Origin of the sequence: Bacillus timonensis, assembly GCF_004799755.1 — a bacterium.
Lineage (GTDB): Bacteria > Bacillota > Bacilli > Bacillales > Bacillaceae_L > Ferdinandcohnia > Ferdinandcohnia timonensis_A.
Genome location: NZ_SLUB01000012.1, coordinates 1 through 19,789, shown reverse-complemented (window position 1 = coordinate 19,789; position 19,789 = coordinate 1). Strand labels below are relative to the sequence as shown.

At 38.6% G+C, this 19,789-nt stretch carries 21 protein-coding genes and 1 pseudogene; 4 read left to right on the top strand and 18 right to left on the bottom strand.

Translation table 11 applies throughout. The annotated features are described in order from the left end of the window. Positions 1-173 precede the first annotated feature (173 nt). Positions 174-1,601: a PTS system trehalose-specific EIIBC component gene (gene treP / locus E1I69_RS08915; protein WP_136379260.1), complete on the top strand. Its 1,428-nt coding sequence runs from the start codon at positions 174-176 to the stop codon at positions 1,599-1,601. 90 nt (positions 1,602-1,691) lie between these two features. Then, positions 1,692-2,408: a trehalose operon repressor gene (gene treR / locus E1I69_RS08910; RefSeq protein ID WP_136379259.1), complete on the top strand. Its 717-nt coding sequence runs from the start codon at positions 1,692-1,694 to the stop codon at positions 2,406-2,408. A gap of 501 nt (positions 2,409-2,909) precedes the next feature. On the opposite strand, the gene E1I69_RS08905 is transcribed toward treR, so the two are convergent. The 13 genes from E1I69_RS08905 to E1I69_RS08850 all read right to left on the bottom strand — a co-directional run bounded on the left by E1I69_RS08905 (position 2,910) and on the right by E1I69_RS08850 (position 11,766). Further along, positions 2,910-3,503 carry an NADPH-dependent FMN reductase gene (locus E1I69_RS08905; RefSeq protein WP_136379258.1) on the bottom strand — a complete coding sequence of 198 codons (594 nt, stop codon included), beginning with the start codon at positions 3,501-3,503 and terminating at the stop codon, positions 2,910-2,912. A gap of 181 nt (positions 3,504-3,684) precedes the next feature. Continuing rightward, complete coding sequence (locus E1I69_RS25205; RefSeq protein WP_278186154.1) at positions 3,685-3,948, bottom strand: putative ABC transporter permease; 264 nt, start codon at positions 3,946-3,948, stop codon at positions 3,685-3,687. Next, positions 3,914-4,204 (bottom strand): putative ABC transporter permease, encoded by a 291-nt coding sequence (locus E1I69_RS25200; protein WP_278186155.1) that lies wholly within the window; start codon positions 4,202-4,204, stop codon positions 3,914-3,916. Before E1I69_RS25200 ends, E1I69_RS25205 begins: the two co-directional genes overlap by 35 nt. A gap of 181 nt (positions 4,205-4,385) precedes the next feature. Further along, entirely contained in the window at positions 4,386-5,573 is a 1,188-nt protein-coding gene (locus tag E1I69_RS08895; RefSeq protein ID WP_136379257.1) for a DUF2812 domain-containing protein, read from the bottom strand. After that, positions 5,566-5,886 carry a PadR family transcriptional regulator gene (locus E1I69_RS08890; protein ID WP_136379256.1) on the bottom strand — a complete coding sequence of 107 codons (321 nt, stop codon included), beginning with the start codon at positions 5,884-5,886 and terminating at the stop codon, positions 5,566-5,568. Before E1I69_RS08890 ends, E1I69_RS08895 begins: the two co-directional genes overlap by 8 nt. Positions 5,887-6,035: 149 nt before the next feature. Beyond that, positions 6,036-6,797, bottom strand: a complete 762-nt coding sequence (locus E1I69_RS08885) for an isoprenyl transferase (protein WP_136379255.1) — start codon at positions 6,795-6,797, stop codon at positions 6,036-6,038. Positions 6,798-6,842: 45 nt separating this feature from the next. Beyond that, positions 6,843-7,052 (bottom strand): helix-turn-helix domain-containing protein, encoded by a 210-nt coding sequence (locus tag E1I69_RS08880; protein ID WP_136379254.1) that lies wholly within the window; start codon positions 7,050-7,052, stop codon positions 6,843-6,845. Between the two features lie 10 nt (positions 7,053-7,062). Next, complete coding sequence (locus tag E1I69_RS08875) at positions 7,063-7,554, bottom strand: DUF2975 domain-containing protein (protein ID WP_136379253.1); 492 nt, start codon at positions 7,552-7,554, stop codon at positions 7,063-7,065. A gap of 158 nt (positions 7,555-7,712) precedes the next feature. Beyond that, a complete protein-coding gene (locus tag E1I69_RS08870) occupies positions 7,713-8,555 on the bottom strand; it encodes a hypothetical protein (protein WP_161974866.1) in 843 nt (280 codons plus the stop codon). Between the two features lie 86 nt (positions 8,556-8,641). Beyond that, a complete protein-coding gene (locus E1I69_RS08865) occupies positions 8,642-8,836 on the bottom strand; it encodes a hypothetical protein (protein WP_136379251.1) in 195 nt (64 codons plus the stop codon). Positions 8,837-8,854: 18 nt separating this feature from the next. Continuing rightward, positions 8,855-9,772 carry a DMT family transporter gene (locus tag E1I69_RS08860; protein WP_136379250.1) on the bottom strand — a complete coding sequence of 306 codons (918 nt, stop codon included), beginning with the start codon at positions 9,770-9,772 and terminating at the stop codon, positions 8,855-8,857. Between the two features lie 159 nt (positions 9,773-9,931). Then, the gene (locus E1I69_RS08855) at positions 9,932-10,813 is read right to left on the bottom strand and encodes a DMT family transporter (protein ID WP_136379249.1); all 882 of its coding nucleotides are present in this window, start codon (positions 10,811-10,813) and stop codon (positions 9,932-9,934) included. Positions 10,814-10,881: 68 nt separating this feature from the next. Next, the gene (locus E1I69_RS08850) at positions 10,882-11,766 is read right to left on the bottom strand and encodes a LysR family transcriptional regulator (RefSeq protein ID WP_136379248.1); all 885 of its coding nucleotides are present in this window, start codon (positions 11,764-11,766) and stop codon (positions 10,882-10,884) included. Positions 11,767-12,174: 408 nt separating this feature from the next. Between E1I69_RS08850 and E1I69_RS08845 the strand changes: the two genes are divergently transcribed. Both E1I69_RS08845 and E1I69_RS08840 read left to right on the top strand, forming a co-directional pair. Next, a complete protein-coding gene (locus tag E1I69_RS08845) occupies positions 12,175-13,494 on the top strand; it encodes a GntP family permease (protein ID WP_136379247.1) in 1,320 nt (439 codons plus the stop codon). Positions 13,495-13,581: 87 nt separating this feature from the next. Continuing rightward, entirely contained in the window at positions 13,582-14,415 is an 834-nt protein-coding gene (locus tag E1I69_RS08840) for an NAD(P)-dependent oxidoreductase (protein ID WP_136379246.1), read from the top strand. A gap of 360 nt (positions 14,416-14,775) precedes the next feature. Here the strand turns inward: E1I69_RS08840 and E1I69_RS08835 are convergent, their stop codons facing one another. From E1I69_RS08835 to E1I69_RS08815, 5 genes and pseudogenes are all read right to left on the bottom strand, one after another. After that, a complete protein-coding gene (locus tag E1I69_RS08835; protein ID WP_136379245.1) occupies positions 14,776-16,713 on the bottom strand; it encodes an ABC transporter permease in 1,938 nt (645 codons plus the stop codon). Further along, complete coding sequence (locus E1I69_RS08830; protein WP_136379244.1) at positions 16,710-17,465, bottom strand: ABC transporter ATP-binding protein; 756 nt, start codon at positions 17,463-17,465, stop codon at positions 16,710-16,712. The genes E1I69_RS08835 and E1I69_RS08830 overlap by 4 nt, the downstream gene beginning before the upstream one ends. Positions 17,466-17,556: 91 nt before the next feature. Beyond that, complete coding sequence (locus tag E1I69_RS08825; RefSeq protein WP_136379243.1) at positions 17,557-18,561, bottom strand: sensor histidine kinase; 1,005 nt, start codon at positions 18,559-18,561, stop codon at positions 17,557-17,559. After that, positions 18,558-19,253, bottom strand: coding sequence for a response regulator transcription factor (locus tag E1I69_RS08820; protein WP_136379362.1), 696 nt, complete (start codon positions 19,251-19,253; stop codon positions 18,558-18,560). The genes E1I69_RS08825 and E1I69_RS08820 overlap by 4 nt, the downstream gene beginning before the upstream one ends. 355 nt (positions 19,254-19,608) lie before the next feature. Then, positions 19,609-19,789, bottom strand: a pseudogene (locus tag E1I69_RS08815) (transposase); the annotation flags it as partial.

Here is a 19,789-nt window from a genome sequence, read left to right as displayed (position 1 = left end):
TGTGTGGGAAGTTATACTTATGCTGTTTTGGCATAAAAATCCTTTATTCGAAGAAGCTAAAAATTAGTGAGATAAAACAATTGACATACTTGTATATACAGGTTAAAATGAAAACGTAATCACGACATGTATATACAAGATTCGACATCTTGTGGAGTAAGGGGGAAATAACAATGAGTAAGTATACTGATCCTGCGAAGGATTTGCTTGACCACATTGGTGGTAAAGAAAATATCGCTGCAGTTACACATTGCGCAACGAGAATGCGCTTCGTTTTAAACGATCCGAAAAACGCCGATATAGAAAAAATTGAAGAGATTGGGCTAGTAAAAGGCACTTTCACACAAGCCGGTCAATTCCAAGTCATTGTTGGTAATGAAGTTGCTTCTTTTTATAATGAATTCGTAAAACACGCTGGTGTTGATGGCACAAGCAAAGAAGGAGCAAAGGTTGCTGCAAAGCAAAATATGAACTGGCTTCAACGAATGATGGGCCATTTAGCGGACATTTTCACGCCGATTATTCCAGCACTTGTTGTTGGGGGTTTGATTTTAGGATTCCGAAATGTCATCGGGGATATTAAGTTACTTGATGATGGTACAAAAACAATCGTTGAGGTCTCACAGTTTTGGGCAGGAGTGCATGCGTTCCTTTGGCTAATTGGTGAAGCGGTCTTCCACTTCCTACCGGTAGCCATCACATGGTCCATTACTCGTAAGATGGGAACTTCACAGATTCTTGGGATTATTTTGGGGATTACACTTGTATCTCCACAACTATTAAACGCATATGGCGTTGCCGAAGCAGATAAAATACCAGTTTGGGATTTTGGGTTTGCACAGATTGAAATGATCGGATATCAAGCACAGGTAATACCTGCTATTCTAGCTGGTTTCGTTCTTGTTTATTTAGAGCGCTTCTTCCGTAAGATTTCACCAAATGCGATTTCCATGATCATTGTTCCATTTTTTGCATTAGTTCCTACAGTGTTAATTGCACATACCGTTCTTGGACCAATCGGTTGGACAATTGGTTCTTGGATTTCTGACGTGGTTTACACAAGCTTAACTTCAGCATTTGGTTGGTTATTTGCGGCTATCTTCGGATTTGCCTATGCACCTCTTGTTATTACTGGTCTACACCATATGACAAATGCGATTGACCTTCAATTGATGAGTGAGTTTAACGGAACAAACCTATGGCCAATGATTGCATTATCAAATATTGCCCAAGGTTCTGCCGTTCTTGCGATGATTTATATTAATCGTAAAAATGAAGAAGAAAAACAAGTTTCCATCCCAGCATGTATTTCATGTTACCTCGGTGTAACAGAACCTGCGATGTTTGGTATTAACTTAAAATATGGTTTCCCATTCTTAGCAGCGATGCTTGGTTCCATGGTTGCGGCGATTATCTCAGTGGGTAGCGGCGTAATGGCTAACTCCATCGGGGTTGGTGGTATTCCTGGTTTCTTATCAATTCAAGCAGGAGACTGGGGTATGTTCTTCATCTCAATGGCAGTCGCAATTATCATTCCATTTATCTTAACTGTGATCTTCGCGAAAGCTAATGTTGGTAAAATTTCATTTGGTAAAAAATAATGCTGGTGGGAGGGGAAAATTCCCCTCCCCTTTTTTGCGTTAATGCGGTAAAATAGGTATAAATATTTATACAATGATTGGGGATTCTTTATGAATAACAAGTATCTAACAATCTATAGCGATATAGTTGAAGAAATTAAAAACGGAAACATTAAAACGAATAGTCTTTTACCTTCTGAAAATGAGCTAAAGGACACATATAATACCTCTCGTGAAACAATCAGAAAAGCACTCAACCTGCTTTCGCAAAATGGGTATATTCAAAAGATAAAAGGCAAAGGTTCTATTGTCATTGATGTGAATAAGTTTGATTTTCCTGTTTCCGGGCTTGTGAGCTTTAAGGAACTTGCAGAGAAGATGGGGGATAAGCCGAAGACAACTGTGCATGAATTGACGGTTGGTAAGCCAGATACATTCATTAAGCAACAGCTTCAGCTTGCAAGCAAGGAACAAGTTTGGAAAGTCGTTCGGACAAGGGAAATGGGTGGCGAGAAAATTATTTTGGACAAGGACTTTATTTCTCGAAAATATGTCCCAGAACTCAGCAAGGAGATTTGCGAGGATTCCATTTATGCCTATTTGGAAAATGAATTGGAGTTAACGATTAGTTTTGCCAAGAAAGAAATTACAGTTGTCGAGCCGACCGATGAAGACCTGGAACTTCTAGATTTGGATGGCTTCCATAATGTTGTGGTCATCAAAAACTTTGTGTATTTGGATAATGCTAGTTTATTTCAATACACTGAGTCCCGTCACCGCCCAGACAAATTCCGGTTTGTCGATTTTGCGCGGAGGGCACATGTGTAGATGGCATTGGGGCTATTTATCTAGTTTGCAAATGGATACTATTAGGAGATTGCGAACTAGGTACGGCTCTTTGCGGGTTTGTGGTTGGATATTTTTAGGGGATCTGAGCTAGATAACGCTGTTTGCGAGTTCGTAGTTGGATATTTCTAGGAGGATGTGGGCTAGTTAACGCTCTTTGCGGGTTCGCAGTTGGATATTTTTAGGAGATCGTGAGCTAGATAACGCTGTTTGCGAGTTCGTATCTGGATATTTCTAGGAGAATGCGTGCTAGATAACGCTGTTTGCGAGTTCGTAGTTGGATATTTCTAGGAGGATGTGGGCTAGTTAACGCTCTTTGCGGGTTCGTATTTGGATATTTTTAGGAGAATGCGTGCTAGATAACGCTGTTTGCGGGTAAGCAGTTGGGGATTTCTAGGAGATACACAACTAAATAAAACTAATTACTAAGTTCACATAAAAACAGGATGGCCCACTTAAAGGCTCATCCTGTTTTTTTCGTTATTAGCGTACTGTTTTTAATGCTCCGCTCCAAGCTACTACTTGGTCTAACATTAAGTTTACGTTGTCTAAGTGTAGATCTTGAGGTTTGAACTCAGAACCGTTTTCGAAGTCAGTGAATAATGAAAGAGTTGGATGTGTACGAACGTCCGCGATCATTAATTCACCCATGATTCCACGTAGGTGTTCTGCAGCACGTGCACCACCAGTTGAACCGTAACTTACGATACCAGCAGCTTTGTTGTTCCAAGCTTCACGAGCTAGGTCTAACGCATTTTTCAATGCTCCAGTGATAGAATGGTTATATTCTTGAACGATGAATACGAATCCATCAAGATTAGCTAATTTTTCGTTCCAAGCCCCGATTCCAGGTGCATCTGCTTCACCTAAGAATGGTAATTTGAAGTCTGCGATATCAACGATTTCGTAGTTAGCATCTCCACGCTTATCCGCGATTTCTTTTACCCATGCTCCTACTTGAGGACTTACGCGTCCTTCACGAGTACTACCTAAAATAATACCAATGTTTAATTTTTCGTTTGACATTACTTTTTCCTCCTTTTGTTGGTTACCAAAAAGTTTATCTAATAAACCCATGATGTCTCTCCTTTTTTATATTAAAGGATATTTTTGTAAAATACCTTTAATTATTTTATCTCAGAAGTATTTATCTTAACTTCAAGATAAATGTTATATTAAAAAAAGGATCTTGTCAACCAAAAGACCTAAAAAAGATTAAAATTAAAAACGCCTAGTTAAACTAAGCGTCTATTTCGTATTATTGAATTGGATTTCCGGCACGTATGTTTTCGGGTATATGCCTTCTAATTGCAAATAGGAGTTCACCGAGAAAATAGAGTGCTACTGTTGGCCAGATCCACGCCCAATAACTTCCGACAACCTCATACAAATCCTTAAGTACTGGTTGGACGTAGGCAAGGCACACTAACGATAGCGCAATCCAGCAAACCGAATACGAAAAACAAATATGTCCTTGCAGTTGCCACTTATGCCCTGAATAGTCCCAACCATTTCCGGCCAAAGAACCACTCTAGAAGGAAGCCACTGCAATACTCCACTATTGTTGGAATTAGAAAACAAAGAAACAATACCATGAACCAATGCATATCTCTTCCTATTATAAAGATGAGCAAAAGGGGGGCGAACCCGTACATTGGCTTAAATGGTCCGAAAAAAAAGTTCTCCTTAAAAAACACTCGTTTTCTGGCATAGTTATAGCTATTTTCCAGGAGCCATCCCAAAAACGAATAGATGGTAAAGAAAAATACGACAGCCATTGCGCCATCCCAGGATAGAAGCACTGGCATCTCAAAATTAAAACCAGTCACTAAATTCTGAAACACCGACAAATCACCTCAAGCATAAATATTCTTGATTAGGATTTGCCCTTTTTTGGTTAAATATACTTTTTTTTAAAAAAGACCTAGAGTCGGTAGATTCATAAAATCCATTCAAAAGTCAGTTAATTTTCTCTTCAATGGCTTTTACTACCGAATCCATACCTGCATAGCCATTGTACCGAACAAAAATGACATTTTTTCCTTTGGAAGCGAAAACTTCTTTATACTCCTTATCCTCATGAATAATTAACTGATCAAAGCTTGGATGCTTTGTTTTGACGTAATTATCAAGAGAATCATTATACCGATACCATTCTATTAAATCAGCAACAAAATGATCCGCCATCGAAGGGATACTTAGTTGATAAAAAATTGAAGTAATACTAGGTGAGTATTCACCGCTTCCGTCTGCCCACCTTTTTCCGGGGACTACTCCATTTTCATCTGCTTCATATTGCACAGGTGCAAACGGACTCCAACTACTTGTATATCGATTGGACCAATCCACATTGTCGCTCATATATTCAGACTCTCCACGAACTAAAGCTGGATTCTGCTCTACATCCGCTAATCTGATAATCGGTAAATCTGAATTTCCCTCGGGCAATGTTTTCGTTTCATGTTTATACAGTTGCATGAATGGAATAATAGCACTCAGTCCCACCACGATGGTAAGTAGAAAAGCTAAAGTCGAATTTAATCGATGCCGCTTTTTCCAAGGGGCATGATGATTAATTGCTTTACCTGCAATCAGGTCTTTTTTCAAAGTACGAATCGATAGTGTTGCTTGCAAGGAAGTATAAGCCAAATAGGCAATGAAGATGGATAAAATCGTTTGTTGAATGGCTCCCCCATCAATCATTACATAGATTGGTGTTCCATCAAGAAACCAAACCGAAGACATCATGCCAACTATTAATAGAAATGCGACAACAACGAAACCTGCATTTAAGGCTAATTTTTTATCTAGTTCCGTTAATGTATATGATTGCTCGGCCGGGTCAGTATGGATCTCTGGTGCATCAAGCTCTTCTGGTGATGAATACACTTGAAAATATTGATAGCTTGTCACATAATCCCAGCCACTTTCTGCATACATCTCGATTTGTTCTGACGAAATCTTCTTTTTCATCGATACATCTATTCTGTATCTCATTTTTTTCGGTTCACCTTTAACAAAATGAGCAAAAAATTTCCCCATCTTTTTTAGATGTAACCCTTGAGCTGCCATATCTTGAAACCAGCTTTCATGCTCTCCGATTCGCCAATAATCACTGGGACGAATTTTTCGTACGATTCTATTCATTCCCCTCACCACCCTCTAATATATTCCCATCTTGGATCATGGATTTGAGTCGATCATACTCCACCCTTAGTGCATGTTCTCCCTCATGTGTAATTTCATAAGTCTTTCTCCTACCGTCATCTTCCGCTAATGAAATGAGGCCGTCCTTTTGCATCCGTGATAGGACTCCGTAGAGTGTTCCAGGCCCCATTTTCACTCGACCATTTGAAACTTCCGTAATTGCATGCATAAGCTGATACCCATGATTAGGATGCATTAATGCCAGTAGTACATAATACATTGCTTCTGTCATCGGTCCCCCATTGTATGCCATACTGATATCCCTTCTTTCGTTGGGACAAGGAACCTGTCCCCGTGTCCCTAAGTATTATGTGCCTCGATATATCGCATAACATAATAGTACTTTATAAGGTATTGAAAGTAAATAAAAAAGATCACCATTTTGATGATCTCTTCACTAGTTTAGATTCCGCCATATCTTCTTTTTCGGTTCCTGAATTCATCCAGGGCTTGCAGAAATTCCTTTTCGGAGAAATCTGGCCACAGCACATCGGTGAACCAGAATTCTGTATAGGCTAATTGCCAAAGGAGAAAATTGCTCAGGCGCTTTTCCCCACCCGTACGAATCAGTAGATCAGGGTCTGGTAGATCAGCTGTATACAAATACCTTGAAAACCGCTGTTCATCCAGTTCATCCAGCGACATTTTCGAATCGTTCATATCCGAGAACATTTTTTTCATGGCATTCAAAATCTCAGTTCTGCCCCCATAGTTGAGTGCAAAATTCAGCTGAAGACCGTCATTGTCTCGGGTTCGTTGGATTGCATACTGAATCGCTTCACGTGTATGGGCTGGAAGATTGTCCATATCCCCGATTGCCTCAATGCGCACATTATTCGATATAAGCTCAGGCAAATATATATGAAGAAACTCCTTAGGAAGTCTCAAAATCGTTTCAACCTCGGATTTTGGTCGTTTCCAGTTTTCCGTAGAAAACGTATAAAGTGTCAGTACCTTCACATTACATTTGGCTGCAGCCTTAACAATTTTAAAAACAGTAGATACCCCTTCTTTATGTCCTGCAACTCTGGGCAAGCCACGCTTCTTAGCCCAGCGTCCGTTTCCGTCCATCACAATTGCGATGTGTTCCGGTGTATCTTGGTCAGAAACCTGTAGTGAATTGTTTAATTGTCTTTGATTAAAAAATGGAATTTTCATTGACATTGTTTTCTCCTCCATTGGTACGAGTAGTGAGTCCTGAGTGTCCCATCAATTATCGCTTCGATATTCTAGTAGATCCCCTGGTTGACAGTCCAAAGCTTTGCAGATTGCATCTAATGTGGATAGTCGAATCGCTTTTGCTTTTCCATTTTTTAATATAGAAATGTTTGCGATTGTGATCCCAACTCTTTCAGATAGTTCTGTTACACTCATTTTCCTTTTTGCCAACATCACATCTATATTGATTATAATTGCCATTGTTTTCACCTCAGACCGTTAAATCATTTTCTGTTTTGATACGAATTGCTTCTTGTAAAAGTTTTTTTAGAACTGCAGCAAAGACAGCAATCACCATTGATGCACCAACAACGACCAATCCAATTAAGACAAGACCTGGTGCATCATCCCACTGTGCTATGAAAAAGACGAATGGTAAGGCAGCTAGGTACAAGCAACTGATGGTGATAGCACAGTTTCGAATTTTCTTTAGAGCACTTACTGATAAATCCGAAAACGCAATGTTCTTGTCTATATAATTCAACAGCTTAAACGCTTGAAACAATGCAACATAATACGGGACCGCCGAAATGTACATAAGTGTTAAAATGCCAAGAACCATATAACCCAGCGTTGCACCATCTGCCGCTTCCCCAAATGCAACTTTTACTATATTAGGTAATAAAAATAGGCACAGAGCCAAAACGGGAATTCCCATTATAATAACAGCTAGCTTTAAAAAAAGGGTTGAACTTTGTTTCATAAAAAGCACCTCATTCATTTATTGTCAATTTAATTTATCATAGTTTTTATCGTTTTACAATAAAATATTATTGAATTTAGTCTTATTTTTGTTGAAACTTTGCTTTTTAAAACATAAAAAAGCGTTAATCCTTCATAGATTAACGCATAGTTCTAATTTTATTTATGGTCATCTTCCTTTTTTGGTAAACAATCTTCTTCAGGCTTGATATGAACCTGATCCCAAGATCCATCCCCTACTTTGCGAAATTGTGCAATTTCTACGTCTGTTCCATTTGTTAAGGTAAAAAAAACGATACAATAATCCGCTCCGTCATTGCCATGAAAGCAGATATTTTTTGTGTATCCATTTTTCATTGTGGGGTATTTATGGTGAATCATTTTGCACCATTGCCCAAATTTAATGTCTACGACCGATTCCCCATCATGGCTCCAGCCGTGATACGGTGCACATAGAAAATCTTCTCTCGTTTTACTCACATTGGAAATTCGAAAGCCATCTTTTTCGTGTTCAAGCTGGATGAATCCATACGAATAGCCAAAGTACTCAACCATCAGCTCTTCCCGCAATTCTATTGTTTCAATTTCATAAAAAAATCTGATTTCCCGCTCATCAGCTGGTACTCGGCAAAGCTTTAGCAAACTCGTATGTCCAATTCCAGCAAACGAATCTACATATTTTTCATAGCTTAGTTTTTCTTGGTATTCTCTTGACAAAAAATGATAGGCAATCGGGAATGGAAGATCACCATGGCCTATCGAACCGCAAGACCTCACCCCTAAAGTTGCCGCTTCCCGTAGAATACTAAAATAGTTGATTAGTGTATCCTCAGGTGTCTTCGTTAACTCTCGCGGTAGCTGGATCTGATCATACGTCTTATCATAATAAGGATCGTAGAATTTCCAATCATTAAATCTTACATTTAAAGCTTTCAAACATGATGGACGAAAATACTTTTGATGATAAGCGGTAAATTCTTTTTGATTTTGAGTTCGCATCATTAATCACCCTAGATTCAATTTATGGGTATGTGAGGAAAAAGTGTGCGTTTTAATCAAAAAAAGTGCCCGTTAAGGACACTTCATTTTCATGTGTACATCTTAATATAAATTCCAACTGCAATCAAAGAGAGCAGAATCACAACGGCATAAATGACGGTTAGATTGATGCTGTTTCTCTTCGTTTTTTCACGGTAGTTTGCATCGCCTTTACCTGCTATCATAATTGTACCGATAAATGCAGCGATTCCAAGAATGATGACGATAATAAATGCTAGTTTCATTGTCTATATTCACCTCTTTTATAAAGATGCCTCATTATCTGCTATAGTTTTTTCCGGAAGACTCCGACTATTTTCTTGAACGATGATGACGGCGGCAATCACCATGATAATCCCTACATATTGCCACATTTGCAACGTTTCTTGGAAGATAAAAAAACCAATAATGGCGGCGACAACAGGTTCAATGGTTGCTATGATGGAAGCTCGGCTTGATTCAATATACTGTAATCCCTTTGTATATAGAATAAACGCCAGCATCGATGAAAGAAAGCCAAGTCCTGCAATATACAACCATGATTTGATATCTGCAAACAAATTTACAGCAGACCAGATTCCACTAAACGGTGTCACGGCAACTGCTGCAAATATAAACGTATATACCGTGACAGTAAGAGAATCATATTTTTCAAGAGCAAACTTGCCAAAAATGCTATATAGCGCATAAAAGAAACCGGAACCGATTCCAACCACAAGTCCAAAGAGCGAGATCGTCCCCGAAAAATTAGGAAAGACCCCAACTACAAATGCACAGCCTACAATGGTTACGGCAAGTGCCAGCATTTTTCGAAGGGTGAGTTTCTCTTTAAATAGGAGTCTTGCAAAAATCGTGACAAATGCTGGTGCAGTATAAAGCAGAATGGCAGCAACGGATATCGAGGTTTCCTCAATCGCCACAAACATGCACCAGTTAAATAGGACAATACTAATGATTCCAGTTCCAATAAAATATTTGCTGTCAGGTATCTTGATTTTAAAGGCTTGAGGGTTTGTTAGTAAGGCATATGTAATCAGAAAAATGGAAGCTGCGATTGCTCTTACCCCCACAACTTGAAGTGGCGTAAAGCCAATTGCGTACAGATTGCTTACAAACAAGCCGATAATCCCCCATAATGTTGCACCTGCTGCAATGGAAAGCCCCGCCATTTTTTTGTTCATCAGCGCTTCCTCCGATTTATGTATTGCCCATATGTTACCAAAATTTGAAAGACTTGAAAAGGCTATTCCTTAAATAAGAAAAAAGCCGAGCACCAATTGGCTCAGCTTTTCCTATTTGTTTCTTATCTTTTAGACTTTTGACTAATTCTTTTACGATTGCTATATTGCTTCATTGTAGCTTTTTTTCTTTAAAAAGGTCAGTTTTGTTTCTGAAATGATGATTGCTACAAGGATCAGGATTGCTCCGATTACCATTTTTATCGTTAAAAGATCGCTTAAGATGATAATGGAGAACACGGTTCCCCATAACGCCTCCGTTGACAAGATAATTGCTGCCTTCGTTTCTGTTGTATATTTTTGTGCGACTGTTTGTAATAAAAAAGCAATTGTTGTGGAGAACACTCCTAGATATAGGACATTGAACACTCCTTCTACATTCATCGAAAAATCTGTTTCTCCCCGAAAAATGACCACAGTAAATCCTAAAATTGCAGCAACGCCCATTTGAATAACCGTTAATAGTACTGGATCTTCGTCTTTTACAAATTGAGCTGTGTAAAAAATATGAAATGCAAACCCGACAGCACATAATAATGTAAGCAGATCCCCAATATTGACTTCCCCAGTGAACTTCAGTGACAACACACCAATTCCTGTAATGGCTAAAAATGCACCCAGCCATTCGAACCTATCCATTTTTCGCTTATATAGGAAAAACGCGATAAACGGAACAATGACCACATTCACCGCTGTCAAAAATGCGTTTTTCGATGGTGTCGTATAAACCAATCCAACTGTTTGAAGGGCAAATGCCAAGTATAAAAAGATTCCTATGATGGACCCTTTTATAAGCGTGCTCTTTTTGATTTTTTTTAGTTTCTTAAAAAACACCAGGCTTAACAAAATGAAACCTACTAGGAAACGAATAGCAAGAATTTGATAAGGTGTGTAATGTTCGAGCGACACCGCACTTGCCACAAACCCACTCCCCCAGATGATGGCTACAATTGTAAGACCTAGTTCCCCCATATATTTACGCATATTTTCCTCCGCGACTCTATCCTTTTGTTCTCATTTTAGCACGAAAAAGAGGAGTGAGGATAATTTCGTTACCCATCTTTTAAAGAACAAATATAGGAAACCATTTCTCTTGCAGCAAAGGAAACATATTTATCTTTCTTTAAAATAATGCCTATCTTCCAGATGATGGTTGGATTAACGATAGGAATCGCTTTAATGATATCTTGGTCTACTCTAATTGCAAGGGATTGAGGAAAAATGGAGACGCCAAGGTTCTGCTTCACCATCTCCGTGATAAAATCCCAGTAAATACTTTGGTACGTAACATGGGGACGAAACCCTGCATTTATGCACTCCTGCATGACTTGCTGATAGAGGGTAGAATCATCTTGAAAATGGACAAATGATTCGTCTTTTAGTTCCAATAAGGAAATCTGATCTCTATTTGCAAGAGGATGAGAAGAATGAACAAACAAAACCATCTCCTCCTCTACAATAGGTATCACATCAAATTCATCTTCCTCAACAGGGATTGCAGCTACACCCAAATCAAGTATTCCCTCTTGAACCGCTTCCTTTATTTTTAATGCACTATTTTCTACTAATTGTATCGAAATATTGGGATATAAATCTTGAAATCCTTTTATGATTTTCGGAAAAAATAAAAAACCAATAAGAGGAGGAACCCCTATTTTCAGCTTTCCTTTTTTCAAATTCATCATGTCATCTAAAAGCGAAGATAAGTCATCAATCTTCTCCAAAATCTTTTTTCCTTCCTCATATACAATTTCTCCTGCAACTGTTAATTCTATTTTCTTCGCTGAACGATCAATAAGTTCTACTTCCAACTCGTCTTCAAGATTTCTAACCATTTTGCTTATGGTTGGTTGAGATAAACACAGAGCCTGTGCTGCTCCTGTAAAGCTTTTTTGCTTTGCCACTTCAATAAAATAATATAATTGCTTCGTATCCATTGTTCGACTCCTTATAGATTCGTTTCATGATTAGTATCGATAATATTCATTTTAGCTATATGTAGAATTTTGTACAAATTTTCGCAGCTATCAACAAACCAAAGTTTTATGGGTGTCAACGTTGTTGTATAGATAAAATGCATAGGTTTTATAGTTTTAATTCATTTTACTTATACAAAAATATCAGTTACATTATTATTTGTTAGAGTAAATTTATCTTTAATTCAAGATTCTTGAATTAAACAGTTTTTAAGTTCAGGTTACAAAACCAAAATACTTTTAAGGGGGTTATTACTAGTTCGCAAAACCAAAATATGATGAAAACAAGGGGTTTAAGGTAGTAGATTTTCAATATAATAGATACTTACTTATTGTCCTAAACAGCTAGAGAATAAAGGGGAAATTAAAATGGATATATTAGGTATATTGGGGATCTTGTTAGGTATATTAACAATCATTCTCTTTATTATTAAAAAGTTCAATATCATCGTGGCCGCACCAATAGCGACGATTGTTGTGTTGCTATTTAACGATGTACCGATACTTGAAACCGTATTCGGCAAGGAAAATTCGTATATGACGTCTCTTGCTGGGTTTATTGCATCAAACTTCGCTATTTTCTTACTAGGTTCTATATTAGCGAAATACATGGATAAAAGTGGTGCGACGGTTTCAATTGCAAATAAAGTATTGTCTGTGGTCGGAACCAAGAATCCGTATAACGCATTAGTGGCATTATTTATTATTTCTGCCATTCTTACGTACGGTGGTATTAATGTATTTGTCATCATTTTTGCATTAATTCCCATGGCTAAACCGATTTTTAAAGAACTTAATCTTTCGTGGAAATTAGTGACCATCCCTGTATTTGGTGGGACTTCAACGTTCACGATGACGATGTTGCCTGGAGCACCTTCCTTACACAATGTCGTCCCTTCAACGGCATTGGGAACCACATTAACGGCTGCTCCGTTGCTCGGAATCGTCACTTCCATCGTAGCAGTTATCTTTATACTGGTGTTTATGAAATTCTCGTTATCCAGAAGCTTGCGTAAAAACGAGACGTTTCATGTAAATGATAAGGTTGAAAGTGATGATGAGGCATCTAAACGTGAACTTCCATCATTCATTGTCAGTTTACTGCCGATCATTGTGTTATTAGGCATCATATTACTCTTTAGTACTGTGAGTAACATCATTATTGTCGCACTCATTGCTGCGATTGTATTGAGTGCACTATTATTCCGTAATCAGATTGCGCAGCAAAAAGAAGTATTGAATCAAGGTGCTAACGAATCGTTATCATCAACAATCACTACTGGTAGTACAATTGCTTTTGGTAGCATTGCGACAAGTGTTCCTGCGTTTAAGGGTGTATTCCAATTGATTCAATCCATTCCTGGACCTCCCGTCCTTTCGTTAATGATTGGGACAGGCCTTATCGGTGGTATCACTGCTTCAGCTGTTGGTGCAATCGGTATTTCAGTTGCGAATTTTGCGCCAATCTATTTAGAAATGGGATTAGACCCTGAAACGGTTCACCGTGCAATCGCAATCGGCTCTGGTGCTTTATCAATTGTTCCTTACTCAGGATTTTTGATTATCTTTAACAATATAACAGGTTTAACTATGAAAGACACTTTCAAAAATGGATTTATTAGTATAAGTGTTACCCACTGGATTGCAATGGCTGTTATTGTCATCATGACAATCTTAGGTTTAGCTTAATATCTAATTCTAGGAAATCGGGACAATAAGAACTTTATTTAAAAGTACTTTTTGTAATAAATATTAATCATCTAGGAGGAATTTATCATGAGTAAAAAAATTGGATTTGTAGGATTAGGAACAATGGGCTTTCCAATGGCAGTTAATTTAAAGAAAGCTGGTTTTGAAGTAATCGGGTATGACGCTTATAAAGGTGTCTATGAGAAAGCAGAAGCTGCTGGATTTTCAATGGTAGATACGTTAAAAGAAGTGGCAGAACAAGCTGACGAAGCAATTATCTCAATGGTTCGTGACTATGCCCAAAATGTTGATGTCATTTTTGGTGAAAATGGTCTTTTATCTGCACAGCCAAAAAATAAAACAGTCATTGTCATGAGTACACTTGATCCTCAAACAATGAATGAATTAGGACAAAAAGTTGAAAGCGAAAGCGATTTGACATTAATTAGCGCTGCGGTAAGCGGTGGTGCTTCAGGTGCTCAAGCTGGTACATTATCCATTATGACAGCAGGTTCAGAAGAAATCGTGAAGTCTTTCCAACCTTACTTTGACGCCATCGGTTCTAACACATTCTACTACGGTAGCGAACCTGGTAACAGCCAAGTCGCAAAATTAGTGAATAACATGATTCTTGGTGTTAACATGAACGCAGTGGCTGAAGGACTTAAATTAGGTAAACATTATAACTTACCTGAAGAAGAGATTTTAAACCTATTAAAAGTAAGTACTGGTGATAGCTGGGTTGTTAGAAATTGGAGCGATGTCTCTGAGTGGACAGCAGAAACGGCATTATCTGTTCTTCTAAAAGACCTAATCGCGACTTACAACCAAGGAATTAAACATAATGTATCTATGCCATTCAATGCATTATCTTCTACACAATTATTTGACTCTATGGGAAAAGAGAAACCAAAAGCGTAATCAGTTACTATTTAACGGGAAAGTGTTCTGTGCTAATCTGAACACTTTTTTGTTTATTTAGCATGACCGTAATAAAACCAGTCGGCTTTTACTGGATGTAGTTCCTATTACGCTTATGAGAACCTGTTTGATAGTGTGATTCGGATGAATGTGGTCTTCATCGACCTTATGAAGGACTTTTCGAGTGCGGCTTTCGCTCGGAATGGTCTTCATGCTTACAAAAACATCAACAACTTTATTTAACCTCAACACAAAAAGCCGATTTCCCGGATACAAGGAATCGGCCCTTTAATATATCAGTAGCCAATCAATTAAAGACTGTAGCACCTGGGACGATGAACCTGTCCCTCTGTCCCCGTCTTACAACGCTTCTTTAATCAACTTTTTATAGTACATTACGGATAGAATTCCGAAGATGGAGTAGAGCAGTGTATAGAACACCATGACGATGATCATCGGTGTCCATAGCTCGGTTCCGAAGAAGAACCATCCTGATTTTACGGCAAAATAGCTGTGGCATAACCCAACGATTAACGGAATGCCAAAGTTAAACAATTGTTTCGCCTTGATTCCGTTTAATAAATCCGTTCTTGTAAACCCTAGTTTACGTAATATCGTGTAACTGCCTTTTTCCTCCTCGCCTTCATCCATTTGTTTGAAGTAGAGGATGCAACCCGATGTAATTAAGAAAGTTAATCCGAGAAATCCGACGATAAACATCATGAAGCCCATATTCATTTTTTGCTTCGTAAACGTATCTAGCTGTGACTCATGCCCAGCCCACTGACCAATTTCAAGGTCATTGAAAAGTTGATTGGCTTCTTGTAGCTCAGACCTTTTGTCGATATCAATTCCGACATAGACAGGAAATTCATTAAACACTTCTGGATCAACATCTGCTGCTAATTGCTGGTACACCTTGTCATCGACAACCGCAACTGGGAATCCTCCGCCTGTTAATCGCAATGGAAGCAAACGTATATCCTCATACTTAACATATTTCAACTCGAAAGTTTTGGTTTTTCCGGACATGGTAAAAGTTCCCGTTTTAAAGGTCATGAATGCTTGGATGGCTGAGTTGCTATTTACGAACACCGATTCATTTTCAGCCACATCAATATCCTTAACAAAACGGTCCGATACAACCGTCATTGGAGCTGTGAGATCCAGCATCTCTGATTCTTCCATATCTATGACATTTGATAGATCCGTTTTTACATTCATCAAATCAATCTTAGTCTTCTTATAGCTTATGTTCGCATCATCCAGCAAATCAGTAAATTGGTTTGCCCGCTCCTCATTCGGAATCGAAAAATCATTCACGACAGCCTCACCCGCTGCTTTTTCAGCAGAATAATACGAAATGTAAGTGAGCGATAACAGCCCGAGTGCCAATGCAGACACGGTGGTGATTACAGTTAGCAACACCGAATTCGATCTCATTCGGAACATAATGGAGGATAATGATAACACTTTATTCACCGACAAATAACCGTTATCCTTTTTACGAATTAGATTAAAAATAAACCGGATGGAGCCCTTGTAAAAGAAATACGTTCCGATGATCACTGACGCTAGAATCACTATCATCACCATAAACATTTGCTCCATCATCGTAAACTGCCCATCAAATAATTTAGTTGATAGATAATAGCCAAAGATGATAAGTGCAAGTCCGAGAATCCCCATAATGACTTCGAGGATAGAGACTTTCCGTTTTCGCTCTTCAGATGTAGAAGTGCTGTGGAACAATGATAATATTTGCTGCCTTTTAATAAACAACGCGTTCAACAACATGATCACTATATAAATCGCAGCAAACACAATCAAGGTTTGAACGAGTGCTTCTGTTGAAAATCGCAATCTTGCAACCTCATCAATCCCAATGATTTTCAAAAGAATCATCATCACGAGTTTCGAGGAAACAAATCCGAGAAAGATTCCAATGCCCATCGAACCAAAGTACAGAATCATATTTTCAACACTTAAAATCCAAAACGTCTTTCTTTTTGAAATTCCAACAAGCTGGAACAAGCCAATTTCCTTACCACGACGCTTAATAAACAAGGTATTGGCATAGACGAGAAAGACCGTGACAATGCCAATTAGCATGACGGACGCAGCTTTCATCGCTGCAGCCCCTTTAACTGAACCCTCTGTTACATCCATCGCTGGATCATACTGTAGCGTCACAAAAGCAAAATACAACGAGACACTAAAAATAAGCGCAAACACATATAAGTAATAGTTTTTGATGTTCTTTACTAAATTTCGAAAGATGAGGCTTCTAAAGCTCATGCTCCCACCCCACCTAACACGGCCTGGGTCTTAATGATATCGTTAAAGAAGTCTTGCCTGCTCTCCTCGCCACGATTTAATTTCGTAAAGATTTGCCCATCTCTGATAAAAATTACACGACTGCAATAGCTTGCTGCTTGCGGGTCATGGGTAACCATGACAATCGTCGCTTCTCGTTTTTCATTTAAGTCACTTAATTTATTCAGTAAGTCTGAGGCAGATTTCGAATCAAGCGCACCCGTTGGTTCATCCGCAAAAATAATGCTAGGTTCGTGAACGAAAGCTCGCGCTGCTGAAGTCCGCTGCTTCTGCCCGCCTGAAATTTCATTTGGGTACTTATCCTTCACTTCAAAAATGCCTAATTCCTTTGCTACATCTTCAAACATGATTTGCGCAGCCTTCGGCGAAATCTTATTAACCGTCAATGGTAGCATAATATTTTCTTTGACTGTTAAGGTATCTAATAGATGGTATTCCTGAAAAATAAACCCGAGATGACGTTTTCGAAACTCAGCTAGTTCCTTATCCTTCATACTCGTGAATTCCTTACCCTCAACGCGAATCGAACCAGAACTTACACGGTCAATCGATGAAAGCACGTTTAACAACGTCGTTTTACCAGATCCAGACGGACCCATGATCCCAACGAACTCGCCTTTTTTTACCTCTATATCAATTCCTTTTAAAACCTCTTGACGGTTCCACTTGTTTCCGTACGTTTTAATTATTTTATTTGCCTCTAATATATTCAATCTTATCAACTCCTTATCTCTATCATAGACAGGATGTGGCGCTTTTTCCTTCGAATCAGCGAACAAAACATGAAAGCATGTGACATTTTCGTCACATGCTTGTTAGCTTAAGAAAATCATTTTTCCTTGGAAAGGTCAACGTAAAAATCGTACCCCCTCCATATGTAGATTGGACATCTATATGAATTTTTAACGGCTTAGTCGCATTTTTTGTAAGGTAAAGCCCCATGCCCGTTGCGGCATGATCACGATGATCCGTTGTAGACGTGAAGCCTTTTTCAAAAATGCGTGATAGGTCTTTCTCTTTTATTCCACGTCCATAATCCTGGATTTCAAGAATCACAGTTTCATTTTTTTGATAGCTACGAATCTCAATATCGGCGTTTTCACTGTATTTAACGGCATTCGTTAGGATCTGTCGTAAAATAAATTGGAGCCATTTTCCGTCAGAGTACACCTCTGAAACCTCAAACGACATGTCAAAACCGATTCTTTTTTGAAAGCACCATGATTTTAATGATTGGATTTCTGGTATAAGGAGCTTTTCCAAATCAACCTTTTCGATAAAAAGGTCATTTTCCATGAATGGGATTCGGCGCTGATGCAATTGTTGATCGAGCAGCAAGTGGACCCGAAGCCATTCCGACATCAATTGCTCTTTTAACTTGTTATCTTCAACTCTTTCAATCATTAATTTCATAGTTGTAAGTGGCGTCTTCACTTCATGAATCCATGATAATAACTCATCTTTTTCCTGCTCAACGCTTGTTGCGTGACGGCTTATCTCACTTAAATAAAAATGATGTTGCTGTTTGAGAGTGGATTCTACCATTTTTTCAAATGGAGTCTTTCCTTCTTGAAGACTATCAATGCCGACAATCGGGTCCCAATCATCTAAGTTTTGATAAAAAGAAAATTCACGATTATAACGAATGACAAGAAATAAAGTAAAAATGACGAAAAAGACAAAGACAATATAGAGTATAGAACGAAATGATAGGGTTGAATCAAGGTACCCAATTAATAGAATGAGACCTTGGACAATACAGAAAAATAGAATCCAACTCCGCCTTTCAACGAGAAACTTCTTGATCATTCCGTACCTACCTCTTCCCTTGCCAAATACCCTTGTCCCACTTTTGTTTCAATATATTGGCCCAGTCCAATTTCTTCGAGCCTCTTTCTCAGACGGTTGACGTTCACAGTTAGCGTGTTGTCACTTACAAAACGTTCGTCATCCCATAGGCTTTTAATGAGCTCCTCGCGCCTGACAATTTGGTTCACATGCTCAATTAGGATTTTCAAAATAAACATTTCATTTTTCGTTAACTCTATTGTTCCGGCTTCATTTTGCACGGTGTTTTTTACGTAATCGATAGAAGACCCGTTCCAAATCTTTAAATGGATTTGCTGTTCAAGGCTGTAGTTGTAAACTCGTCTTAAGACGGCTTGAATCTTCGCAATCAGGACATCGAAATGAAACGGCTTTTGAACAAAATCATCAGCACCCAGTTGCATCGACATCACCATATCGGTTGGATGATCCCTTGATGACAGAAAAATAATCGGGACCTTGGAGTGCGTTCGAATCATCCGGCACCAGTGAAAACCATCAAACTTCGGTAATTGAATATCAATAATAACCAGGTCAGGCTGTATACTAGTAAACTCCTTCATTACATTGCCAAAATCCTTGATTCCGTACACATCATACGACCACTGAGACAGACGCTCCCGAATCTCGTTATACAACGTCACATCATCTTCGATCAACAAAATCTTAAACACACTACCACCATTTCCTTCTGGGTCAGAGGGACAGGTTCCTCGACCCACCATTTTATGGAAAATAACTCTCGTATAGAGGGTTAGACTCTTTGATAACTCAATAATACCATAAACTACCACAAGAGGCCTGAATCTGAATGTGGACTCAGGCTTTGATGTTTAGGGGGATTTCTTGTGGCGGAGCCGTGGGTGTAATGGAATTTGCCACGGCGGAGCCACAAGAACCGTCCGAAGCCACTGAAAAAGTCCCTATATTTATAATAAAAAAGCTTCACAACTATGCTGCAATTAGAAAAACGAAAGTTTTTTCTTCCTTTTTGAAATAAATGTCATTTATTTGCTTGAAAGATGGTTTTTTAGAGGATAGTATCTTAGCTATCCTCTTTAAATTAACTGCTAATGCAGTTAATTTTGCTTGTAAAGACATGCTTCTTAGACCGTACCCTCTGGCACGATCTAACCCGTGGAAATTTTTCATTTCGCCATTTTTCCATTCTTGGCAAGCTCTTTCCTTATATTTTTCTTTGAATTCTTCG

Coding starts and splice junctions, on each gene's coding strand:
- treP (WP_136379260.1), top strand. CDS start 174: ATGAGTAAGTATACTGATCCTGCGAAGGATTTGCTTGACCACATTGGT.
- treR (WP_136379259.1), top strand. CDS start 1,692: ATGAATAACAAGTATCTAACAATCTATAGCGATATAGTTGAAGAAATT.
- E1I69_RS08905 (WP_136379258.1), bottom strand. CDS start 3,503: ATGGGTTTATTAGATAAACTTTTTGGTAACCAACAAAAGGAGGAAAAA.
- E1I69_RS25200 (WP_278186155.1), bottom strand. CDS start 4,204: ATGGCTGTCGTATTTTTCTTTACCATCTATTCGTTTTTGGGATGGCTC.
- E1I69_RS08895 (WP_136379257.1), bottom strand. CDS start 5,573: ATGAATAGAATCGTACGAAAAATTCGTCCCAGTGATTATTGGCGAATC.
- E1I69_RS08890 (WP_136379256.1), bottom strand. CDS start 5,886: ATGGCATACAATGGGGGACCGATGACAGAAGCAATGTATTATGTACTA.
- E1I69_RS08885 (WP_136379255.1), bottom strand. CDS start 6,797: ATGTCAATGAAAATTCCATTTTTTAATCAAAGACAATTAAACAATTCA.
- E1I69_RS08880 (WP_136379254.1), bottom strand. CDS start 7,052: ATGGCAATTATAATCAATATAGATGTGATGTTGGCAAAAAGGAAAATG.
- E1I69_RS08875 (WP_136379253.1), bottom strand. CDS start 7,554: ATGAAACAAAGTTCAACCCTTTTTTTAAAGCTAGCTGTTATTATAATG.
- E1I69_RS08870 (WP_161974866.1), bottom strand. CDS start 8,555: ATGATGCGAACTCAAAATCAAAAAGAATTTACCGCTTATCATCAAAAG.
- E1I69_RS08865 (WP_136379251.1), bottom strand. CDS start 8,836: ATGAAACTAGCATTTATTATCGTCATCATTCTTGGAATCGCTGCATTT.
- E1I69_RS08860 (WP_136379250.1), bottom strand. CDS start 9,772: ATGAACAAAAAAATGGCGGGGCTTTCCATTGCAGCAGGTGCAACATTA.
- E1I69_RS08855 (WP_136379249.1), bottom strand. CDS start 10,813: ATGCGTAAATATATGGGGGAACTAGGTCTTACAATTGTAGCCATCATC.
- E1I69_RS08850 (WP_136379248.1), bottom strand. CDS start 11,766: ATGGATACGAAGCAATTATATTATTTTATTGAAGTGGCAAAGCAAAAA.
- E1I69_RS08845 (WP_136379247.1), top strand. CDS start 12,175: ATGGATATATTAGGTATATTGGGGATCTTGTTAGGTATATTAACAATC.
- E1I69_RS08840 (WP_136379246.1), top strand. CDS start 13,582: ATGAGTAAAAAAATTGGATTTGTAGGATTAGGAACAATGGGCTTTCCA.
- E1I69_RS08835 (WP_136379245.1), bottom strand. CDS start 16,713: ATGAGCTTTAGAAGCCTCATCTTTCGAAATTTAGTAAAGAACATCAAA.
- E1I69_RS08825 (WP_136379243.1), bottom strand. CDS start 18,561: ATGATCAAGAAGTTTCTCGTTGAAAGGCGGAGTTGGATTCTATTTTTC.